The following is a 17,580-nucleotide window of genomic DNA, read 5'->3' as shown; positions in this document are numbered from 1 at the left end:
TCATAACAGAGAGAAGAACAAGATGACTCGCAAACAACGCGCACTGTTTGAACCGGCACTGATGCGTACCGCGCTGATCGATGCGGTGAAAAAGCTGGACCCACGCGTTCAGTGGCGTAACCCGGTGATGTTCGTGGTGTACCTCGGCAGTATCCTGACTTCGGTCATTTGGCTGGTGGTGCTTTCAGGCAACGCCGAAGGTAGCGCGACCTTTACCGGCAGCATCGCCATGTGGCTGTGGTTTACCGTGCTGTTCGCCAACTTCGCCGAGGCGCTGGCGGAAGGACGCAGCAAGGCTCAGGCAGAAAGCCTGAAGGGCACCAAGAAAACCAGTTGGGCGAAGAAACTCGCCACGCCTAAGCGTGATGGTGCCATCGAGAAAGTCTCGGCCGAGAGCCTGCGTAAAGGGGATATCGTGCTGGTGGAAGCCGGTGACACCATTCCTTGCGATGGCGAAGTGCTGGAAGGTGGCGCCTCAGTCGATGAAAGCGCCATCACCGGTGAATCTGCACCGGTGATCCGTGAATCCGGCGGTGACTTCTCCTCCGTGACCGGCGGGACGCGTATTCTGTCCGACTGGCTGGTGGTGCAGTGTAGCGTCAACCCGGGGGAAACCTTCCTCGATCGCATGATCGCGATGGTCGAAGGTGCCAAACGCCGTAAAACCCCAAACGAAGTGGCACTGACCATTTTGCTGGTGGCGTTGACTATCGTGTTCGTATTGGCGACCGCAACCCTGTTCCCTTACTCGCAATACAGCGTGGAAGCCGCAGGCAGCGGCAGCATAGTGTCGATCACCGTGTTGGTGGCCTTACTGGTCTGCCTGATCCCGACCACCATCGGTGGGCTGCTGTCCGCTATCGGCGTCGCCGGGATGAGCCGTATGCTGGGTGCCAACGTGATCGCCACCAGCGGGCGAGCCGTTGAGGCCGCCGGTGACGTTGACGTATTGCTGTTGGATAAGACCGGTACCATCACCCTAGGTAACCGTCAGGCGTCCGAATTCCTGCCGGCACCTGGGGTAAAAGAGCAAGAGCTGGCCGATGCCGCCCAACTCTCTTCGCTAGCCGATGAAACGCCGGAAGGCCGCAGTATCGTGGTGCTGGCCAAGCAGCGCTTCAACCTGCGCGAACGTGATTTGCAGGCGTTGAACGCCACCTTCGTGCCTTTCTCTGCGCAAACCCGCATGAGCGGCGTCAACGTGCAGGACCGGATGATCCGTAAAGGAGCTGTGGACGCCATTCGCCGCCACGTGGAATCCAACAATGGTCACTTCCCACGTGCGGTAGATGAGTTGGTGGAAAGCGTCGCTCGTACCGGCGGTACGCCGTTGGTGGTCGCCGAAGGGCCACGCGTATTAGGGGTGGTGGCGCTGAAAGACATCGTCAAAGGCGGGATTAAAGAACGCTTTGCCGAACTGCGCAAGATGGGCATCAAGACGGTGATGATCACCGGAGATAACCGCCTGACCGCCGCCGCCATCGCAGCCGAAGCCGGTGTGGATGACTTCCTGTCAGAAGCCACACCAGAGGCCAAACTGGCGCTGATCCGTCAGTATCAGGCGGAAGGACGCCTGGTTGCGATGACCGGCGACGGCACCAACGACGCCCCTGCACTGGCGCAGGCCGACGTGGCGGTTGCCATGAACTCGGGGACGCAGGCGGCCAAGGAAGCGGGCAACATGGTCGATCTGGACTCCAATCCGACCAAGCTGATCGAAGTGGTGCATATCGGTAAGCAGATGCTGATGACGCGCGGTTCACTGACCACCTTCAGTATCGCCAACGACGTAGCGAAGTACTTTGCCATTATTCCGGCGGCCTTCGCGGCAACCTATCCGCAGTTGAATGCGCTGAACGTGATGCAACTGCACTCCCCCGCCTCAGCGATTATGTCGGCGGTGATCTTCAACGCTCTGGTGATCGTCTTCCTGATCCCACTGGCACTGAAAGGGGTGAGCTATAAGGCAATGAGCGCCGCTGCACTGCTGCGCCGTAACCTGTGGCTGTATGGTGTGGGTGGCCTGCTGGTGCCGTTCGTGGGCATCAAGCTGATCGACCTGCTGCTGACCGCGCTGAATATGGCCGGCTAAGATAACGAGGTATTTATGATGTCTTATTTACGTCCTTCTTTGGTTATGCTGATCCTGCTGACGGTGATCACCGGTATCGCTTACCCTTTGCTCACCACCGGTCTGTCGCAACTGCTGTTCAGCGGGGCGGCCAACGGCTCGTTGATCTATCAAGGGGATAAAGCAGTCGGCTCGGCATTGATTGGCCAGAACTTCACCCAACCGGGGTATTTCTGGGGTCGCCCTTCTGCCACCAGCGATTCGGCCTATAATACGCTGGCATCCGGCGGCAGCAATCTGGCCGCCACCAACCCGGCGCTGGATAAAGCGATCGGTGAGCGGGCAACGCAGCTGCGCCAGGCTAACCCGGCCATGAGCGGGCCGATCCCGGTCGACCTGCTGACCGCTTCCGGCAGTGGCCTGGATCCACAGATTTCACTGGCGGCCGCCAAGTACCAGTTAGCACGTGTCGCCAACGCTCGTCAGTTGCCGCAGGAACAGATTGCCAAACTGATTGATGAAAACACCGATCGCGCCACGCCTAATTTTATGGGGGAATCGGTGGTCAACGTGCTGAAGCTGAATATGGCGCTGGATGCGTTGAAATAACGGCAAACGAGATAAAACGTCGCTAAAGGGTTCGGCATTGCCGAACCCGCTTTGCATGGGTAAACAAGGAACTTTGATGGTGGATGACGAACTGCAACGCCCCGATCCAGACAGCCTGCTGGCGTTAGCCAATGAAAAGCCACGCGGCAAACTGAAGGTCTTCTTCGGGGCCTGCGCCGGGGTAGGTAAAACCTACGCCATGCTGCAGGAGGCTCAGCGGCAACGGGCACAGGGGCTAGACGTGCTCATTGGCGTGGTGGAAACCCACGGCCGCCAGGAAACGGCAGCGTTGCTACAAGGGCTGTCGATCCTGCCAGCAAAACGCATCCAACATCGTGGCCGCCAGGTGCAGGAATTCGACCTCGATGCCGCTTTGGCACGCAATCCGGCCCTGATCCTGATGGATGAGCTGGCACACAGCAATGCCCAGGGTTCACGCCATCCCAAACGCTGGCAGGATGTGGACGAACTGCTGGATGCCGGTATCGATGTGCTGACCACGGTGAACGTCCAGCATCTGGAAAGCCTGAACGACGTCGTCGGCGGCATCACCGGAGTACGCGTCAGGGAAACCGTGCCTGACCACGTGTTTGATGAAGCGACCGAAGTGGTGTTGGTTGACCTGCCCCCAGACGATCTGCGCCAGCGGCTCAACGAAGGCAAGGTCTATATCCCCGGCCAGGCCGAACGCGCCATCGAGCATTTTTTCCGTAAAGGTAACCTGATCGCCCTGCGTGAGCTGGCACTACGCCGCACCGCCGACCGCGTTGACGACCAAATGCGGGCCTTTCGCGATAACCAGGGGCGTGAAAAGGTGTGGCACACCCGGGACAGCATTCTTCTGTGCGTTGGCCATAACAGCGGTAGCGAAAAGCTGGTGCGTATCGCTGCAAGGCTCGCGGCACGCCTCGGTTGCCACTGGCATGCCGTGTATGTCGAAACCCCCAAACTGCACCGCCTGCCGGAGAACCAACGGCGAGCCATCCTGCGAGCCTTGCGGCTGGCACAAGAATTAGGGGCTGAAACCGCCACCCTTTCCGATCCTTCTGAAGAACGCGCGGTACTGCGCTATGCCCGGGAACATAACCTGGGCAAAATCATTATTGGCCGCCGTAGCGAACAGCGCTGGAAGCTGCGCGGCAGCTTTGCCGAACGCCTTGGCCAGCTTGGGCCGGATCTCGATCTGGTGATTGTTGCGCTGGAAAACGATACGCCGCTGCCGCAGGCCAAAGAGCATGATAACCGCGCCTTTAGCGAAAAATGGCGATTCCAGCTGCGGGGCTGCGCCGTTGCCGTGGTTTTATGCGCCATCATTACGCTGCTGTCGCAATGGCTGCTGCCGGGCATTGATTCGGCCAACCTGGTGATGGTTTACCTGCTGGGCGTGGCTCTTGTCGCCCTGTTCTTTGGCCGCTGGCCTTCGGTGCTGGCCGCGGTGATCAACGTCGCCAGCTTCGATTTGTTCTTCGTGCAGCCTGAATGGTCGTTCGCCGTCAGTGATATGCAATACCTGCTGACCTTTGCCGTGATGCTGATCGTCGGTATAACCATTGGTAATCTGACCGCCGGGGTGCGTTATCAGGCCCGGGTGGCACGTTATCGCGAACAACGGGCGCGCCATTTATATGAGATGTCCCGTGGGCTCAGCCAGGCGTTAAGCAGAGAAGATATTGCCAAAACCAGCCGTCACTTTATCTCCAGCAGCTTCCAGGCCAAAACCGTGCTGCTGCTGCCGCAGGAGGATGGATCCCTGCAACAGATGGTGGGTGAAGAAGGTGGCTTGCTGTCGGTCGATGAAGCCATCGCCCGCTGGAGCTATGGCAAAGGCTTACCCGCCGGGGCCGGTACCGACACCCTGCCCGGCGTGCCGTACCAACTGCTGCCGCTCAGCACCTCCAAACAGACCTTTGGCCTGCTGGCGATTGAACCGAACAACCTGCGTCAGTTGATGGTGCCGGAGCAACAGCGGCTGTTACAGACCTTTGCGGTGCTGATCGCCAGCGCGCTGGAGCGCCTGCATCTGGCCCGCAGCGCCGAAGAGGCCAAGCTGGATGCCGAACGCGAACAGCTACGTAACTCGCTGCTGGCTGCCCTTTCTCACGATCTGCGTACTCCGCTTACCGTGCTGTTTGGTCAGGCAGAGATCCTGACGCTGGATCTGGCCACCGAGGGCTCCAGCCACGCCCCACAGGCCAGCCAAATCCGCCAGCAGGTGCTCAGTACCACCCGCTTGGTAAACAATCTGCTGGATATGGCGCGCATTCAGTCCGGCGGTTTTAACCTGCGCAAAGAGTGGCAATCGCTGGAAGAGATCGTCGGCGCCTCGCTGCATATGCTGGAACCGCTGCTGGTATTGCACGAGATCAAGGTGGAATTGCCGCAAGAGATGGTGTTGATCAACTGCGATGGCAGCCTGTTAGAGCGGGTGTTCACCAACCTGGTGGAAAATGCCAATAAATATGCCGGTGCCGATGCTATCATCGGGATCCGCGCCCACGCAGTTAAGGACTGGCTGGAAGTGGAGGTTTGGGATAATGGCCCCGGTATCCCGGAGGAACAGACCCAACTGATATTCGACAAGTTCTCCCGTGGTAATAAAGAGTCGGCGATCCCCGGCGTCGGTTTGGGGTTAGCGATTTGTCGTGCCATTATTGAAGTACATGGCGGCCGCATCTGGGCGGAGAACCGCGCCGAAGGCGGAGCCAGTTTCCACTTTATGCTGCCGTTGGAAAAGCCACCCGAACTGGATGGAGCAGATTTTGACTTGTAACCCAAGAGTAGAGGCCCCGTGACCACATCGCCGACTAACATTCTGATTGTGGAAGACGAGAAAGAGATCCGTCGCTTCGTGCGCACCGCGCTGGAGAGCGAAGGGTTACGGGTGTTTGAAAGTGAAACCTTGCAGCGTGGGCTGATAGAGGCCGGCACGCGCAAGCCGGATCTGATCATTCTTGATTTGGGGTTACCCGATGGCGACGGGCTGGACTACATTCGCGATCTGCGCCAATGGAGCGCGGTGCCGGTGATTGTCCTTTCCGCACGCCATGCCGAAGAGGACAAGATTGCCGCGCTGGATGCAGGTGCCGATGACTATCTCAGCAAGCCGTTCGGCATTGGTGAACTGCTGGCTCGGGTGCGGGTTGCGCTACGCCGCCACGCCAATAGCCAACAGGAAAGCCCACTGTTCAGCTTCTCCGATATCACAGTCGATCTGATCAACCGTAGCGTCTTGCGTAACGGTGAAGATCTGCATCTGACGCCCATAGAATTCCGTTTACTGTCCGAGTTGCTGGCCAACTCCGGTAAGGTGATCACCCAGCGGCAGCTACTCAGCCACGTCTGGGGACCCAATTACGTCGAACACAGCCATTACCTGCGCATTTATATGGGCCATCTGCGGCAAAAGCTGGAAACCGATCCGGCGCGGCCCAGGCATCTGCTCACTGAGACCGGCGTCGGCTATCGGTTTATGCCTTAATCCTGCGACGATGTGGGCCCTTTCTTCAGACCGATCATAAATTCTTTAAACGAGTCACGCAGGGGCTCAAACAGCGGATGCTTGCGGTTTTCTATCATCACTTCAGAGAACAGCTTGAGCCCGACGGCAAAGGCCGCGCTGTTCTGTGCGCCAAAGTTCAGATCCTCTCGCCCTTGAATGCGCTCAACAATGGCCAGAATATCGTCGTGATTTTCTACCTCAAACACCAACTCCGGCTTGTCGACGGGTTCGCCTTTACGGTCTGTCAGGGCTTCTACGGTAATGCGGAAACGGTGGCCTGGCATCAGTTATCCTCCTGTGGCTGTTTTGGCGATACCATTTCGGCTTCGATAGCCTCCACGGCGGTCAGCAGTGCCTGATTGATACGCCCGACCTGCTCCTGAGACAAATCCGCACGCATCATGTTGCCGCGCAGCAGATAGCGCAGGCGATTCATCACTTCGGAGATCCCTTCGGCCAGATTGCCCTCATGGCGATGGTCACGCCCAGCGCCAGCCAGGCGAGCAAAAATCACTTCGATGGCCGCCTGATGCTTTTGCAGCTCCTGCTTGCCAAGTTCGGTAATTTGGTAGCTCTTACGACCATTGCCAGCCACCGCGGGTTCCAGGAAGTCTTGCTCTTCCAACAGCGTAAGGGTTGGGTAAATCACGCCAGGGCTTGGCACATACAGGCCGGAAGAAGCCTCTTCGATCGCCTTGATCAGTTCGTAGCCGTGGCTAGGTTTACGCTCTACCAGCGCCAGCAGCACCAAACGCAGATCGCCGTGCTCAAACAGGCGATGACGCCCGCGCCCGCCCCGGCCATGTTCTTCACCACCACGGCCGTGTTCCCCGCGGCCAGCAAAATGATGACGGCCTCCACGGCGGTGGTGGCAATGCCCCTCTTCCCGCTGGTCGTGGTGATGTGTAAATCGATTAAACATCATGGTTGTTACCTCTTGATTGATGATATGAGCATCGATGCATTTAGATATATCTAAAATACGTCGATGGCTCTAATCTAGATCGATATATCTAAATGCGCAAGAGGTAACCTGCAATTTAGATATATCTAAATTGCAGGCATAAAAAAAGCGCTGTAAAAACAGCGCCTTTTCATTATCGAAAGAGAGATTACTTGGCTGAAGCTAACACTTCGCTGACGATCTCGACCGCTTCATGCTCGATCTTTTCACGGTGCTCGGCACCCAGGAAGCTTTCGCAGTAGATCTTGTAAGCCTCTTCGGTACCCGAAGGACGAGCGGCAAACCAGCCGTTGTCGGTCATCACTTTCAGGCCGCCGATGGAAGCGCCGTTACCCGGAGCTGCCGTCAGGCGCGCAGTAATAGGATCGCCCGCCAGGGTGCTGGCCTTGACCATTTCCGGTGACAGCTTGGACAACGCCGCTTTCTGTGCGGAGGTTGCCGGAGCCTGGATACGGTTGTAGCTTGGCGCACCGAAGCGTTTGGCCAGATCGTTATAATGATGCTGCGGGTTTTCACCGGTGACCGCGGTGATCTCGGCCGCCAGCAGGCACATGATGATGCCGTCTTTATCGGTAGACCAAGGCGTGCCGTCGAAGCGCAGGAATGAAGCCCCGGCGCTCTCTTCGCCGCCGAAGCCGAAGCTACCGTCGAACAGACCGTCAACAAACCATTTGAAACCGACCGGCACTTCCACCAGCTTGCGGCCCAGATCGGCCACAACGCGGTCAATCATCGCGCTGGAAACCAGCGTTTTACCCACGGCAACGTTGGCCCCCCATTGCGGGCGATGTTGGAACAGATAATTGATGGCAACGGCCAGGTAGTGGTTCGGGTTCATCAGGCCCGCAGGCGTGACGATACCGTGGCGGTCATAATCAGGATCGTTGGCAAACGCCAGATCGAACTTGTCGCGCAGGGCCAGCAGGCCAGCCATTGCCGATTCGGACGAACAGTCCATGCGGATGATGCCGTCATGGTCGAGGTGCATAAAGCGGAAGGTCTGATCGATGGAGTCATTCACCAACGTCAGATCCAGCTTATAGTGCTCGGCAATGCGCTGCCAGTAGGCAATGCCGGAACCGCCAAGCGGGTCGACGCCCAGCTTCAGGCCCGCACGCTGAATGGCTGGCATATCGACAATGTCCACCAGCCCTGCCACGTAAGGCTGCACCAGATCCTGCGCATGCAGATGGCCGCCAGTCCAGGCTTTATCCAGCGATTGACGCTGCACGCCCTGCAGCTTGAGGCTCAGCAGTTCGTTGGCACGCTTTTCAATCACGGAAGTCAGGTTGGTATCGGCTGGGCCACCGTTTGGCGGGTTATATTTGATGCCGCCGTCTTCAGGTGGGTTATGCGAAGGCGTAATCACGATGCCGTCTGCCTGCGCGCCCCCTTTACGGTTGAAGCACAAGATGGCGTGTGACACGGCAGGGGTTGGCGTAAAGCCGTTGTTTTCCTGCACCACCACGTCAACGCCGTTGGCGGTCAGCACTTCCAGCACGGAAATAAAGGCGGGTTCGGACAGCGCATGGGTGTCTTTACCCACGTAGCAAGGGCCAGTGGTGCCCTGTTGACGACGCACTTCGGCAATGGCCTGAGCGATCGCCAGGATATGTGCTTCGTTAAAGCTCTGACGAAGCGCGCTGCCGCGATGCCCTGAGGTGCCGAATTTCACCGCGTGTGCAGCATTACCGGCCTCTGGTTGCAGTACATAATACTGCGACGTCAGCTGGGCTACGTTGATCAAATCACTTTGCTGAGCGGGTTGCCCGGCACGTGGGTCATTAGCCATCGACTACTCCCTAAAATGCCAGTACTGTGGCCGGGCAATGAGTCGCTTACGGCCACCGTGACGGGCTGTTCGCTAAATTAGACGGTGCCGCAAACTTTCTCGATCAGTTCCGCAGGGAACTGCATGGCCTGCATGATGTGTTCGATCATGCTGCGTTTGCGGCCGGTGTTGGTATTGGTGATCACCCAGTAAGGCGTACCTGGCACATGCTTGGGCTTGGTATGCGTTCCGTTGGCCAGCAGCGTTTGCTGATCGCCAGCAAAATAGGTACGGGTACGGCCATGCAACGAATCCGTTGCCGCGGCAAAGCCCGCCGCATCGAGGGTGTACAAGGTGGAAAGTACCAGCATAAAACGATTTACAGCTTTGCTCTGTTCGGCATATTCGTCCGACAGCAGCAGCTCGCGCACCGCACGCACGCGATCGCGTGGACGCTGTGCTGCAACGGCAGCCGCTGACGGCTCTGCCTGACCACTGGCAACCACAGGGGCCGTGCGCACAGGCTGGCCTGCGGTAAACTTCAACATACGCCGTAAAATATCAGACGCGCTTTCACCGATATGTTGCGTGTGGCTGGCAATATAGCGGTAAAGTTCTTCGTCGACTTCAATAGTTTTCATCTTTATCCAGTACGTTTTTTCTACTTATGAACCTGAAGCCAATTGGTGCATTCAAGCCATGGGATTATAAGGTTAAAAGCGCGGGTGCGAACACTACAATGTTCTCCCAAACGGCAAAAGCAGACTTTAGCCAACCGCCTTGGCCGCCAACCCCTCACCATACCATGAAATATCGGCAAAATTCTGCGAACAAACCAATATCTCTGCAATCATGATAACCTAACTAAATGTTATCAAGTCATGAACTTCACCATGAAATTACATTATCAATTACTGGCCTCTGAGGCCGCCACACCTGCCAGCTTACCGATCGTGCTGATCCACGGTCTGTTCGGTAATCTGGATAACCTGGGCGTGCTGGCGCGCGACCTGAACCAACAGCATACGGTGATCAAGGTCGATCTGCGCAATCACGGGCTGTCACCGCGCGCAGCGGAGATGACCTACCCAGCCATGGCGCAGGATCTGTTGACGCTGTTGGACGATTTGCAAATCGAGCGAGCCATCGTGATCGGCCACTCAATGGGCGGCAAAGCAGCGATGGCATTGACCGCGCTAGCCCCGGAGCGGATTGAACGGCTGGTGGCGATCGATATCGCCCCGGTGGATTACGCCACCCGCCGCCATGACCAGATCTTTACCGCACTGCAAGCCGTCACCGATGCGGGTATCACCCAGCGTCAGCAGGCTGCGCAGCTCATGCGAGCCACGCTGGATGAAGAAGGCGTGATCCAGTTTCTGTTGAAATCTTTCCATGCTGGCAGTTGGCGGTTCAATCTGCCGGTGCTGATCGAGCAATATGAGAACATTATCGGCTGGCAAGAGGTTCCACCCTGGCCGCACCCGACGCTGTTTATCCGTGGCGGCCTCTCGCCTTACGTGCAGGATAGCTACCGCGATGACATCGCCCGCCAGTTCCCGCAGGCACGCGCCTATGTGGTTGCAGGCACCGGCCACTGGGTCCATGCAGAGAAACCGGACGCTGTATTAAGGGCAATCCACCGCTTTATTGACCAGCCGTGAGCTCAAGTGGCGAAAAAACGCGCTAGAGAGAATAGCTTAGCGCGTTTGTAGCTAAGTTAGGCATTGTCGTCGCTCCATCTGCTGGGGTAATATGGCGCGCTATAATTTTGCCACCCTGTCCAGGTGTGAAGCTGCGCTTGGCTGGGGGTGAATTTGGGTTAGGGTTTATTGGCCCGAATTGTGTAAATCGAACCGTCTGGAAGCGTAAACCGCTTTTTGATGCAAACTCCCTTGCAGTAGCGCAACAATGGCAAAAGAACAAACGGATCGCACGACGCTGGATCTGTTCGCAGATGAACGCCGTCCAGGGCGCCCGAAAACCAACCCGCTTTCCCGAGATGAACAGCTTAGAATTAATAAGCGCAATCAGCTACGACGGGACAAAGTGCGTGGATTACGGCGTGTGGAGCTGAAAATCAACGCAGACGCGGTAGATGCTCTCAACAAACTGGCCGACCAGCGCAATATCAGCCGCAGCGAATTGATCGAACAAATGCTGTTGGCCCAACTGGCAGAAGAACAGCCAGAACACTGATCTCTGCTGCCGCAAACGCGGCACGGCGTTAAGGATGACGCCAGATCGGTTCCACCTCCGCAGAGGCATCGCATAAACGCGATAAAACCTCAGGGCAAATTTCTGGCATGATACGCATTTACGGCTGAGCAAACCTGCCCTTGGCAGCGCCTCAGGCCGCGTTTACGCAACACATTCATTTGAATTAAAAGGTTATCTTTACTATGGCTCATGTAGGCATTTTCTTTGGCAGCGACACTGGCAATACCGAAAACATTGCCAAGATGATCCAAAAGACGCTTCAGCAAAAATTCGGCAACGACGTGGCAGAAATCCACGACATCGCCAAAAGCAGCAAAGAAGATCTGGCAGCGTTTGATATCCTGCTGCTCGGTATCCCAACCTGGTACTATGGTGAAGCCCAGTGCGACTGGGATGATTTCTTCCCGACGCTGGAAGACATCGACTTTAACGGCAAGCTGGTGGCGCTGTTTGGCTGTGGCGATCAGGAAGACTACGCGGAATATTTCTGCGATGCGATGGGCACCATCCGCGACATCATTGAACCACGCGGTGCGGCCATCGTCGGCCACTGGCCAACCAAAGGCTACCATTTTGAAGCCTCCAAGGGTCTGGCAGACGATGATCACTTTGTCGGGCTGGCCATTGACGAAGATCGTCAACCTGAGCTGACCAACGAACGTGTAGACGCTTGGGTCAAGCAAATCAGTGAAGAGCTGAGCCTGGCCGAGATCGTCGGCTAAGCCTCTGCCCCGGCGGATACGTAACACATGGTAGGGGCGCCGTATAGCGCGCCCTTCTGTTATCGGCATCACGGATTAGAGCAATAGAAGCTACAAGTTTGTAACTTCCTACCTCGCCACGGTAGACTGAGACATCGGTTTATCCCATCCATCAAAGCTTTGCATGGTTACCCTGGTAAAGTGCAAAGATATGTTTGTTAACAACCGGCGGTTTCTATTTGCAGCAACCGGTTCTATAATGAGACGCAATTAACGCTTTGTGCCAACCGATGCCATAGGCGAGAACGCCTCAACTTGATTAGCATAGTAACAGGACTGAATCCGCATGACTGATAACAACTCCGCATTGAAGAAGGCTGGCTTAAAAGTCACTCTTCCGCGACTCAAAATCCTGGAAGTCTTGCAGGATCCGGCATGCCATCACGTCAGTGCGGAAGATCTGTACAAAAAACTGATAGATATGGGCGAAGAAATTGGCCTGGCCACGGTATACCGTGTGCTGAACCAGTTTGACGACGCAGGTATTGTGACCCGCCACAATTTTGAAGGTGGCAAGTCGGTTTTCGAACTGACTCAGCAACACCACCACGATCACCTGATTTGCCTGGACTGCGGCAAAGTGATCGAGTTCAGCGACGAATCCATCGAAGTGCGTCAGCGCGATATCGCCAAGCAACACGGTATCAAGCTCACCAACCACAGCCTGTATCTGTACGGCCACTGTGAAACCGGTGATTGCCGCGAGAACGAAACGCTGCACAATAAGAACTGATCCTGGCCCGCCAGAACGCGAAAACCGCCTACACGGCGGTTTTTTTATGCCTAAATGACAGATAAAAAAATCCCCGGACAGGCCCGGGGAAAAATATCCACTCAATTATCACAATTGCAGTTAGCTCTCACCTCGCACTCTCTCCGCCCATCTACCGACACGTAGGCGGGCGGAGTTCTCACTTACGCTTTCACTGGCTCGGCACGGCTAAAGCGTTTGCCATCCGGGCTAATCGCACGGATTTGCACATCACCCGCCACCGCTGGGCGAGCTTTGTCGTCATAACGCTGCCACTGTTTGCCGCCGTCGGTGGAATATTCAATTCCCAGGCCCGGCAGAGCAATATTCGCCTCCAACTTGCCACCGATGATGCGTGCCCCTGGGACCGGAAGGCGATAGCTCACGCCCGCTTTATCCATCTTGGCCAGCTCACGTTGGCCAATCAGGTTGGCAAAGCGCAGCCAGTCCTTATCAAGGGTTTTGGTATCGACCTGATGGGTTTCGCCGCCTTTGTACTCACGGCCAGCTTTGTAATCCTGCTCCCAGCTGGCACGGTGCCATGCACGTTCTGCAAGCGACACGGCACGTGGGTAAATCATGTATTCCATCTGCTGGTCGGTACGCACCACTTCGCTCCACAGCTGGGCGGAAAGACCATATGCACCCGGCCATGGTTTGTCGCTCTTGGCGGTGAAGTGGTTACCGTCACGGTCAACCGAGGTTTCGGCGTTCTGCGGCAGGTTGTTCGGCGCAAAGCTGAAGATCTTCTGCTCGTCGCTGAAACGGGTGCCCCAATAGTAACCGTGCTCGTCCGGGCTGACTTCATACGGGAAGTCCATATAGACGTAGTCCGGGTTAGAAATCACCACGTCATAACCCTTGTTCGCCCAGTCGTTAGCCGAGTCGAAACCACCCCAGTACAGGGTATCCCAGAAGTTCACCGCCACATGGTTGGTCGCGAAGGCCTTCGAGTCTTTGGCATCTTTCAGGCCGTCCTGCCACGCCTGCATTCTGTCAATGCCGTGTGCTTTCACCAACTGGCTGACTTCCAGACCGAAGTAGCTCGGCAAGTGTTCCATATCTTCCACTTTGCCGTCTTTGATGATGGCCTGGCAAACCTGCGACTTGGCCCACGGCTTGTCTTCTTTGCTCAGGTCGAGGATACCCTTGCCCGCTTCCGGATTTTTCACGTCGGTATAGCCAGCGCCCAGACGGATGTTCTTCGCTTCGTCCCCACCAAAGTGCCAGGTTTTCAGCGGTTGGCCGGCCTCTTTGTGCATCTGGGCCACTTCGCCAATCACTTTGTCCACGAAGTTTTTGGACGAATCCAGGCATGGGTTCAGGTAGCTCTGGCGGTTGAAGTACTGCACCGAGGTGGTATTGGAGGTATCGGTCGGATCCACCAGGCGGAACTCGTTGGCTTCTTTCTCTTTCCCTTCGGCAAGCAGTTTCTTGTAGCGAGCTTCCATAGAAGTAATCGCCGCACGGGCGTGCGCCGGCATGTCGATCTCAGGGATCACTTCAATCTGGCGTGCCTGAGCATATTTAACGATATCGATATAGTCCTGACGGGAGAAGAAGCCACCGTGTGGTGCCGGGCCAGAGCCGTATTGTGGCATCAGGCAGGTGGTTTCGCTCAGGTCATGACAACGCTGGCCGCCCACTTCGGTCAACTCTGGCAGGCCAGGGATCTCAATGCGCCAACCTTCGTCATCCGTCAGGTGGAAGTGGAATTTGTTCAGCTTGTAGGCTGCCATTTGATCCAGCAGGCGCAATACGGCGTCTTTTTGGTGGAAGTTACGCGCCACGTCCAGGAAGATGCCGCGGTATTGGAAGCGCGGTGCATCTTTGGCATCCAGCGTCGCGATCTTCTTGCTGCCATCCGAAGGGATTAACGACAGGATGGATTGCAGACCATAGAACACCCCAGTCTGATCGAAACCGACGATCTCGGCACCTTTCTCGCCGATCTTCAGCTGGTAGGCACCAGGCACGGCCTGATCGCCTTTGAATGCAGCTGGCTTGATATCCGTCTTGATTGGATAACCGCTCGCCTGGCTCTCAATGCCCAGCAGTGCAAAGCGCTCGGCTGCTGCATCTGCCGCTGGCTTGGTCAAGGCGCTCAGTTCCAGCGCCACGCCTTTGCTCAGGTCAATATCCTTCGCATGGACTTTAACTTCCATCGGGGTTGGGATGATTTGCCCACGCAGCGATGCCATCGGCAACACTTTCAGATCCTGGTTCTTGGTGAAGCGGCTTTCCGGCACCATCAGAATGTTGTTGTCATCCTTGGTACGCTTCCACTGGTCACCGGTGAACGGGGCAACAAACTGGTGAACATCTTCGGTATCGGTATTCGACAGGATCTTCGGCTGAGCATCGCCGGAAGTGGCATACCAGCGCGGCAGGAAGTCGGTGCGGAACAGTTGCCAGTATTCAGCGATAATCGGGATTTCCACCGCCTGATTGGCCGGGAAGCTGGTGAATTTGTCCGTCGGTTCCAGCTTATACAGATCGCCGGTGATGTGGGTGATTTTGAACTGGTCGTTATCGACCTTCAGCGTCTGGCGCGGGCTGTGGAAATAGATCGCCCAGTCTTTATCTTTGATTTCCTGATTGCCGTTGGTCAAGGTGATCAGCACCTTGTGGCAGGACGCCCAGTCTGCACCCAGCTTGGCACAGTCCACGCCGTTCTCGGCAGCACGGTTGTCCAACATTTTCAGATTGACCTGCAACTGGCTGAGTTGATCAACCACCTGCTGATTGGCCATGGCAGAACCTACGCTGCCCAATAGTCCAACGGTAGCCGTCAGGGCGGCGAGAGCACTCATCTTAAACTTGTTCATCTGCAACCTCTTGCGTAATCAGTTGTTGTTAGCGCGAATTTCTTTCCAAATCTTGCCGCATTTGGCGTCATACGCCTGGCCATTGCCGGTATGGGCGGCCTGGATGCAGCTTTGGTAATCCAGCACCCGCACGGTTTCCTGCTCAGCGAACTGTTGGTGCTGTTTCTCTTGCTTCAACACGTTCAGCACCGCCTGGCAGGCCTGCAATTTCTCTGGTGAACCTTCCGCGGTATTGATACAGGCGCTGTAGGCCTGGCGCAGCTTGACATCTTCCGGTGGCGCGACGGATTGCGAGCAGGCGCTAAGCCCGGCAACCGCAGCGATAATCAGCATCAGTTTTTTCATGGTTAAAGTCCTGTGGCATTTCCCCGGCAGCCTGGCCACCGGGGAGCGCATTAGAAGATGGTGAACGGTGCGATAACGATGAATTTGACGTCTTTCTCATCCTGGAAGATGTTGCCGTAACCGCCGCCCCAGCTTGGGATATCGGAATGGTTGTCATACTGCGTGAAGTGCAGTTTGAACAGGGTGCCTTTGGCGCGTCCGTCCTGCATGGTGTACATCGCATCCAGGCTGTAAGCGCTCTCTCTCAGGCGCTGGCTCTGATCGTAAATCGGGTTGGTGCTTGGCTTGGCGTCCCAGGCGTAAACGTAGGAAGCGCCGACGGCCATGCCAGGCAGGTTCCAGTTGCTCAGGTCATACATCACGCCACCGAACACGGCTTTTTCGCCGTTGGCGTTAAAGTCGGAGCGGTTATCCCACCAGATATCGAGGCGGCCGTTTGAGGAGGCGTAGGTCGGGGTCATACGCTGCAGGAAGAAGCCTTGGTTACCTTCCGCCTTGACCATGGTGCCTTCCAGACGCCAGTTGAACTGGCCGGTGGTATAACCGAAGGTCAGCGCCTGCAACCATGCCAGACCATCATAGATGCTGTTCGGATCGCGATTATCACCGATGCGGTCTTCTGCGCCGTAGAACTGGTAGCTGGTGGTCATTGGGTTGCCGGCCAGGTCAAACTTGTAAGACGCCTTGGTGAAATACTGATTCACGTAGCCTTGCGCCTGGCCAAACGCGGCTTCCAGCACCAGGTCGTTTTTGAAATCATATTTGGCACCCAGCGAGTGCAGGTAGGAAACGTCGGTCTTGCGATCGTTCTGACGGAAGTCGTCCATCTCGATGTGCCAAGGCGCTTTGTACTTGTTGGTCCACATGTAGGAGAAACTCAACGCACCTGAATCGCCATAGTCAAAGTTGGCACCGGCTTCAGCCCCCTGGTAGGTACCCGGCATAAAGCTCCAGTGCGGGGCCAGCAACGTTTGCCCGGTTGGCTGGATATAACCGGCACGCGCCCAGACCGGGCCATACTTGAACTTACCGGCCGCTTTATACAGGCTGATACCGCTTTTATCGCCGGAGTAATCTTCATCATAGGTACGGTTACGGCTGGAGAACGCGATTTCGTTCGGGTGGCCACTCTCGCTGGACTCTGCCATTTCGATGGCGGTGAACGCCGCCACATCTATACCAAACATGTCCGCCGCATAGCCGGAGGTGAAATCCAGGTTGGCGTTCCAGGTAGAGTGAGAGAGGTTGGTTTTAAAATCACCGGTTTCAACGTCTTTACGATCGCGTTGACGTTGCCAGTAATAGACCCCACCGGTCAGCGTAGAATCGTCGATAAACCCTTCCGCTTGCGCTTCTGGGGCCATAACGAATCCGCTTCCTAATATTGCACCCGCGACTGCGAGCGCCAGCGTTTTACGCTGAGCACCGTGCGTACCCATAAGAAAATTCCTCTTTGACTTTGACTTTAAAGTGCGCCCGCCTGCGTTCACCACTGCCCTGCACGGTCGCTAATATAAAAACCCTAATCGGGTAAAATTGTGCCGGGTGATAAAATTCACCTCGGCCTTGATACTGTAGCTAGACTATTTTTCGCGACGCGAATTATCAAATGAAAAGTGAGAGAGATTTGTCAAAGTATGACAAGGTGCACACATTGATGATAATTCGTTACAATAATGAGCAAGGTCACTATTTATAAATAATTTCGTATAAAATCAGATAATAAAAGCTTAAAAAAGCTAATCCCCTGTGGATTGAAAG

The 17,580-nt window shown here is 56.1% G+C and carries 15 protein-coding genes; 8 read left to right on the top strand and 7 right to left on the bottom strand.

Annotated elements, in window-relative coordinates:
- The first annotated feature begins 22 nt into the window (after window positions 1-22).
- The 4 genes from kdpB (at window position 23) to kdpE (ending at window position 6,158) form a co-directional block, all read left to right on the top strand.
- Window positions 23-2,092, top strand: a complete 2,070-nt coding sequence (gene kdpB, locus AC6HVW_RS07485) for a potassium-transporting ATPase subunit KdpB (RefSeq protein WP_071683107.1) — start codon at window positions 23-25, stop codon at window positions 2,090-2,092.
- 18 nt (window positions 2,093-2,110) lie between these two features.
- A complete protein-coding gene (gene kdpC / locus AC6HVW_RS07480; RefSeq protein ID WP_071683105.1) occupies window positions 2,111-2,680 on the top strand; it encodes a potassium-transporting ATPase subunit KdpC in 570 nt (189 codons plus the stop codon).
- 76 nt (window positions 2,681-2,756) lie between these two features.
- Window positions 2,757-5,450: a two-component system sensor histidine kinase KdpD gene (kdpD, locus tag AC6HVW_RS07475; protein ID WP_071683103.1), complete on the top strand. Its 2,694-nt coding sequence runs from the start codon at window positions 2,757-2,759 to the stop codon at window positions 5,448-5,450.
- 18 nt (window positions 5,451-5,468) lie between these two features.
- Window positions 5,469-6,158, top strand: coding sequence for a two-component system response regulator KdpE (gene kdpE, locus AC6HVW_RS07470; RefSeq protein ID WP_071683101.1), 690 nt, complete (start codon window positions 5,469-5,471; stop codon window positions 6,156-6,158).
- On the opposite strand, the gene AC6HVW_RS07465 is transcribed toward kdpE, so the two are convergent.
- From AC6HVW_RS07465 to seqA, 4 genes are all read right to left on the bottom strand, one after another.
- On the bottom strand, window positions 6,155-6,463 hold the full coding sequence (locus AC6HVW_RS07465) for a DUF3861 domain-containing protein (protein WP_071683100.1): 309 nt from the start codon (window positions 6,461-6,463) through the stop codon (window positions 6,155-6,157). The two genes, kdpE and AC6HVW_RS07465, sit on opposite strands and share 4 nt — an antisense overlap.
- Window positions 6,463-7,101, bottom strand: coding sequence for a PadR family transcriptional regulator (locus tag AC6HVW_RS07460; RefSeq protein ID WP_071683284.1), 639 nt, complete (start codon window positions 7,099-7,101; stop codon window positions 6,463-6,465). The genes AC6HVW_RS07465 and AC6HVW_RS07460 overlap by 1 nt, the downstream gene beginning before the upstream one ends.
- A gap of 190 nt (window positions 7,102-7,291) precedes the next feature.
- Window positions 7,292-8,935 (bottom strand): phosphoglucomutase (alpha-D-glucose-1,6-bisphosphate-dependent), encoded by a 1,644-nt coding sequence (pgm, locus tag AC6HVW_RS07455; RefSeq protein WP_071682262.1) that lies wholly within the window; start codon window positions 8,933-8,935, stop codon window positions 7,292-7,294.
- Window positions 8,936-9,012: 77 nt separating this feature from the next.
- Window positions 9,013-9,555 (bottom strand): replication initiation negative regulator SeqA, encoded by a 543-nt coding sequence (seqA, locus tag AC6HVW_RS07450; RefSeq protein WP_021805296.1) that lies wholly within the window; start codon window positions 9,553-9,555, stop codon window positions 9,013-9,015.
- Window positions 9,556-9,795: 240 nt separating this feature from the next.
- Here seqA and ybfF point away from each other — a divergent pair, with 240 nt between their 5' ends.
- The 4 genes from ybfF (at window position 9,796) to fur (ending at window position 12,628) form a co-directional block, all read left to right on the top strand.
- The gene (ybfF, locus tag AC6HVW_RS07445; RefSeq protein ID WP_175415609.1) at window positions 9,796-10,578 is read left to right on the top strand and encodes an esterase; all 783 of its coding nucleotides are present in this window, start codon (window positions 9,796-9,798) and stop codon (window positions 10,576-10,578) included.
- A gap of 247 nt (window positions 10,579-10,825) precedes the next feature.
- Window positions 10,826-11,113: a LexA regulated protein gene (gene ybfE, locus AC6HVW_RS07440; RefSeq protein ID WP_021805298.1), complete on the top strand. Its 288-nt coding sequence runs from the start codon at window positions 10,826-10,828 to the stop codon at window positions 11,111-11,113.
- A gap of 203 nt (window positions 11,114-11,316) precedes the next feature.
- Window positions 11,317-11,856, top strand: coding sequence for a flavodoxin FldA (fldA, locus tag AC6HVW_RS07435; RefSeq protein WP_021805299.1), 540 nt, complete (start codon window positions 11,317-11,319; stop codon window positions 11,854-11,856).
- Between the two features lie 325 nt (window positions 11,857-12,181).
- On the top strand, window positions 12,182-12,628 hold the full coding sequence (gene fur / locus AC6HVW_RS07430; protein ID WP_021805300.1) for a ferric iron uptake transcriptional regulator: 447 nt from the start codon (window positions 12,182-12,184) through the stop codon (window positions 12,626-12,628).
- A 182-nt stretch (window positions 12,629-12,810) separates the two neighbouring features.
- On the opposite strand, the gene AC6HVW_RS07425 is transcribed toward fur, so the two are convergent.
- Genes AC6HVW_RS07425 through chiP form a run of 3 tightly spaced genes read right to left on the bottom strand, consistent with a single transcriptional unit; the run spans window position 12,811 to window position 17,258 of the window.
- Entirely contained in the window at window positions 12,811-15,474 is a 2,664-nt protein-coding gene (locus AC6HVW_RS07425; RefSeq protein WP_071682263.1) for a beta-N-acetylhexosaminidase, read from the bottom strand.
- 18 nt (window positions 15,475-15,492) lie between these two features.
- On the bottom strand, window positions 15,493-15,819 hold the full coding sequence (gene chiQ / locus AC6HVW_RS07420; protein WP_071682264.1) for a ChiQ/YbfN family lipoprotein: 327 nt from the start codon (window positions 15,817-15,819) through the stop codon (window positions 15,493-15,495).
- A gap of 50 nt (window positions 15,820-15,869) precedes the next feature.
- A complete protein-coding gene (gene chiP, locus AC6HVW_RS07415; protein WP_071682265.1) occupies window positions 15,870-17,258 on the bottom strand; it encodes a chitoporin ChiP in 1,389 nt (462 codons plus the stop codon).
- Window positions 17,259-17,580 lie beyond the last annotated feature (322 nt).

The sequence above is a fragment of the Serratia sp. NCCP-200 genome (assembly GCF_059697885.1).
The sequence above is the reverse complement of the archived record's forward strand: the minus strand, read 5'-3'. Positions and strand labels throughout refer to the sequence as shown.

Bases quoted from the DNA above. Each gene is read 5' to 3' on its own strand.
- AC6HVW_RS07460 (WP_071683284.1), bottom strand. From the start codon at position 7,101: ATGTTTAATCGATTTACACATCACCACGACCAGCGGGAAGAGGGGCAT.
- pgm (WP_071682262.1), bottom strand. From the start codon at position 8,935: ATGGCTAATGACCCACGTGCCGGGCAACCCGCTCAGCAAAGTGATTTG.
- seqA (WP_021805296.1), bottom strand. From the start codon at position 9,555: ATGAAAACTATTGAAGTCGACGAAGAACTTTACCGCTATATTGCCAGC.
- fldA (WP_021805299.1), top strand. From the start codon at position 11,317: ATGGCTCATGTAGGCATTTTCTTTGGCAGCGACACTGGCAATACCGAA.
- chiQ (WP_071682264.1), bottom strand. From the start codon at position 15,819: ATGAAAAAACTGATGCTGATTATCGCTGCGGTTGCCGGGCTTAGCGCC.
- AC6HVW_RS07465 (WP_071683100.1), bottom strand. From the start codon at position 6,463: ATGCCAGGCCACCGTTTCCGCATTACCGTAGAAGCCCTGACAGACCGT.
- fur (WP_021805300.1), top strand. From the start codon at position 12,182: ATGACTGATAACAACTCCGCATTGAAGAAGGCTGGCTTAAAAGTCACT.
- ybfF (WP_175415609.1), top strand. From the start codon at position 9,796: ATGAACTTCACCATGAAATTACATTATCAATTACTGGCCTCTGAGGCC.
- kdpB (WP_071683107.1), top strand. From the start codon at position 23: ATGACTCGCAAACAACGCGCACTGTTTGAACCGGCACTGATGCGTACC.
- kdpD (WP_071683103.1), top strand. From the start codon at position 2,757: ATGGTGGATGACGAACTGCAACGCCCCGATCCAGACAGCCTGCTGGCG.
- AC6HVW_RS07425 (WP_071682263.1), bottom strand. From the start codon at position 15,474: ATGAACAAGTTTAAGATGAGTGCTCTCGCCGCCCTGACGGCTACCGTT.
- ybfE (WP_021805298.1), top strand. From the start codon at position 10,826: ATGGCAAAAGAACAAACGGATCGCACGACGCTGGATCTGTTCGCAGAT.
- chiP (WP_071682265.1), bottom strand. From the start codon at position 17,258: ATGGGTACGCACGGTGCTCAGCGTAAAACGCTGGCGCTCGCAGTCGCG.
- kdpC (WP_071683105.1), top strand. From the start codon at position 2,111: ATGTCTTATTTACGTCCTTCTTTGGTTATGCTGATCCTGCTGACGGTG.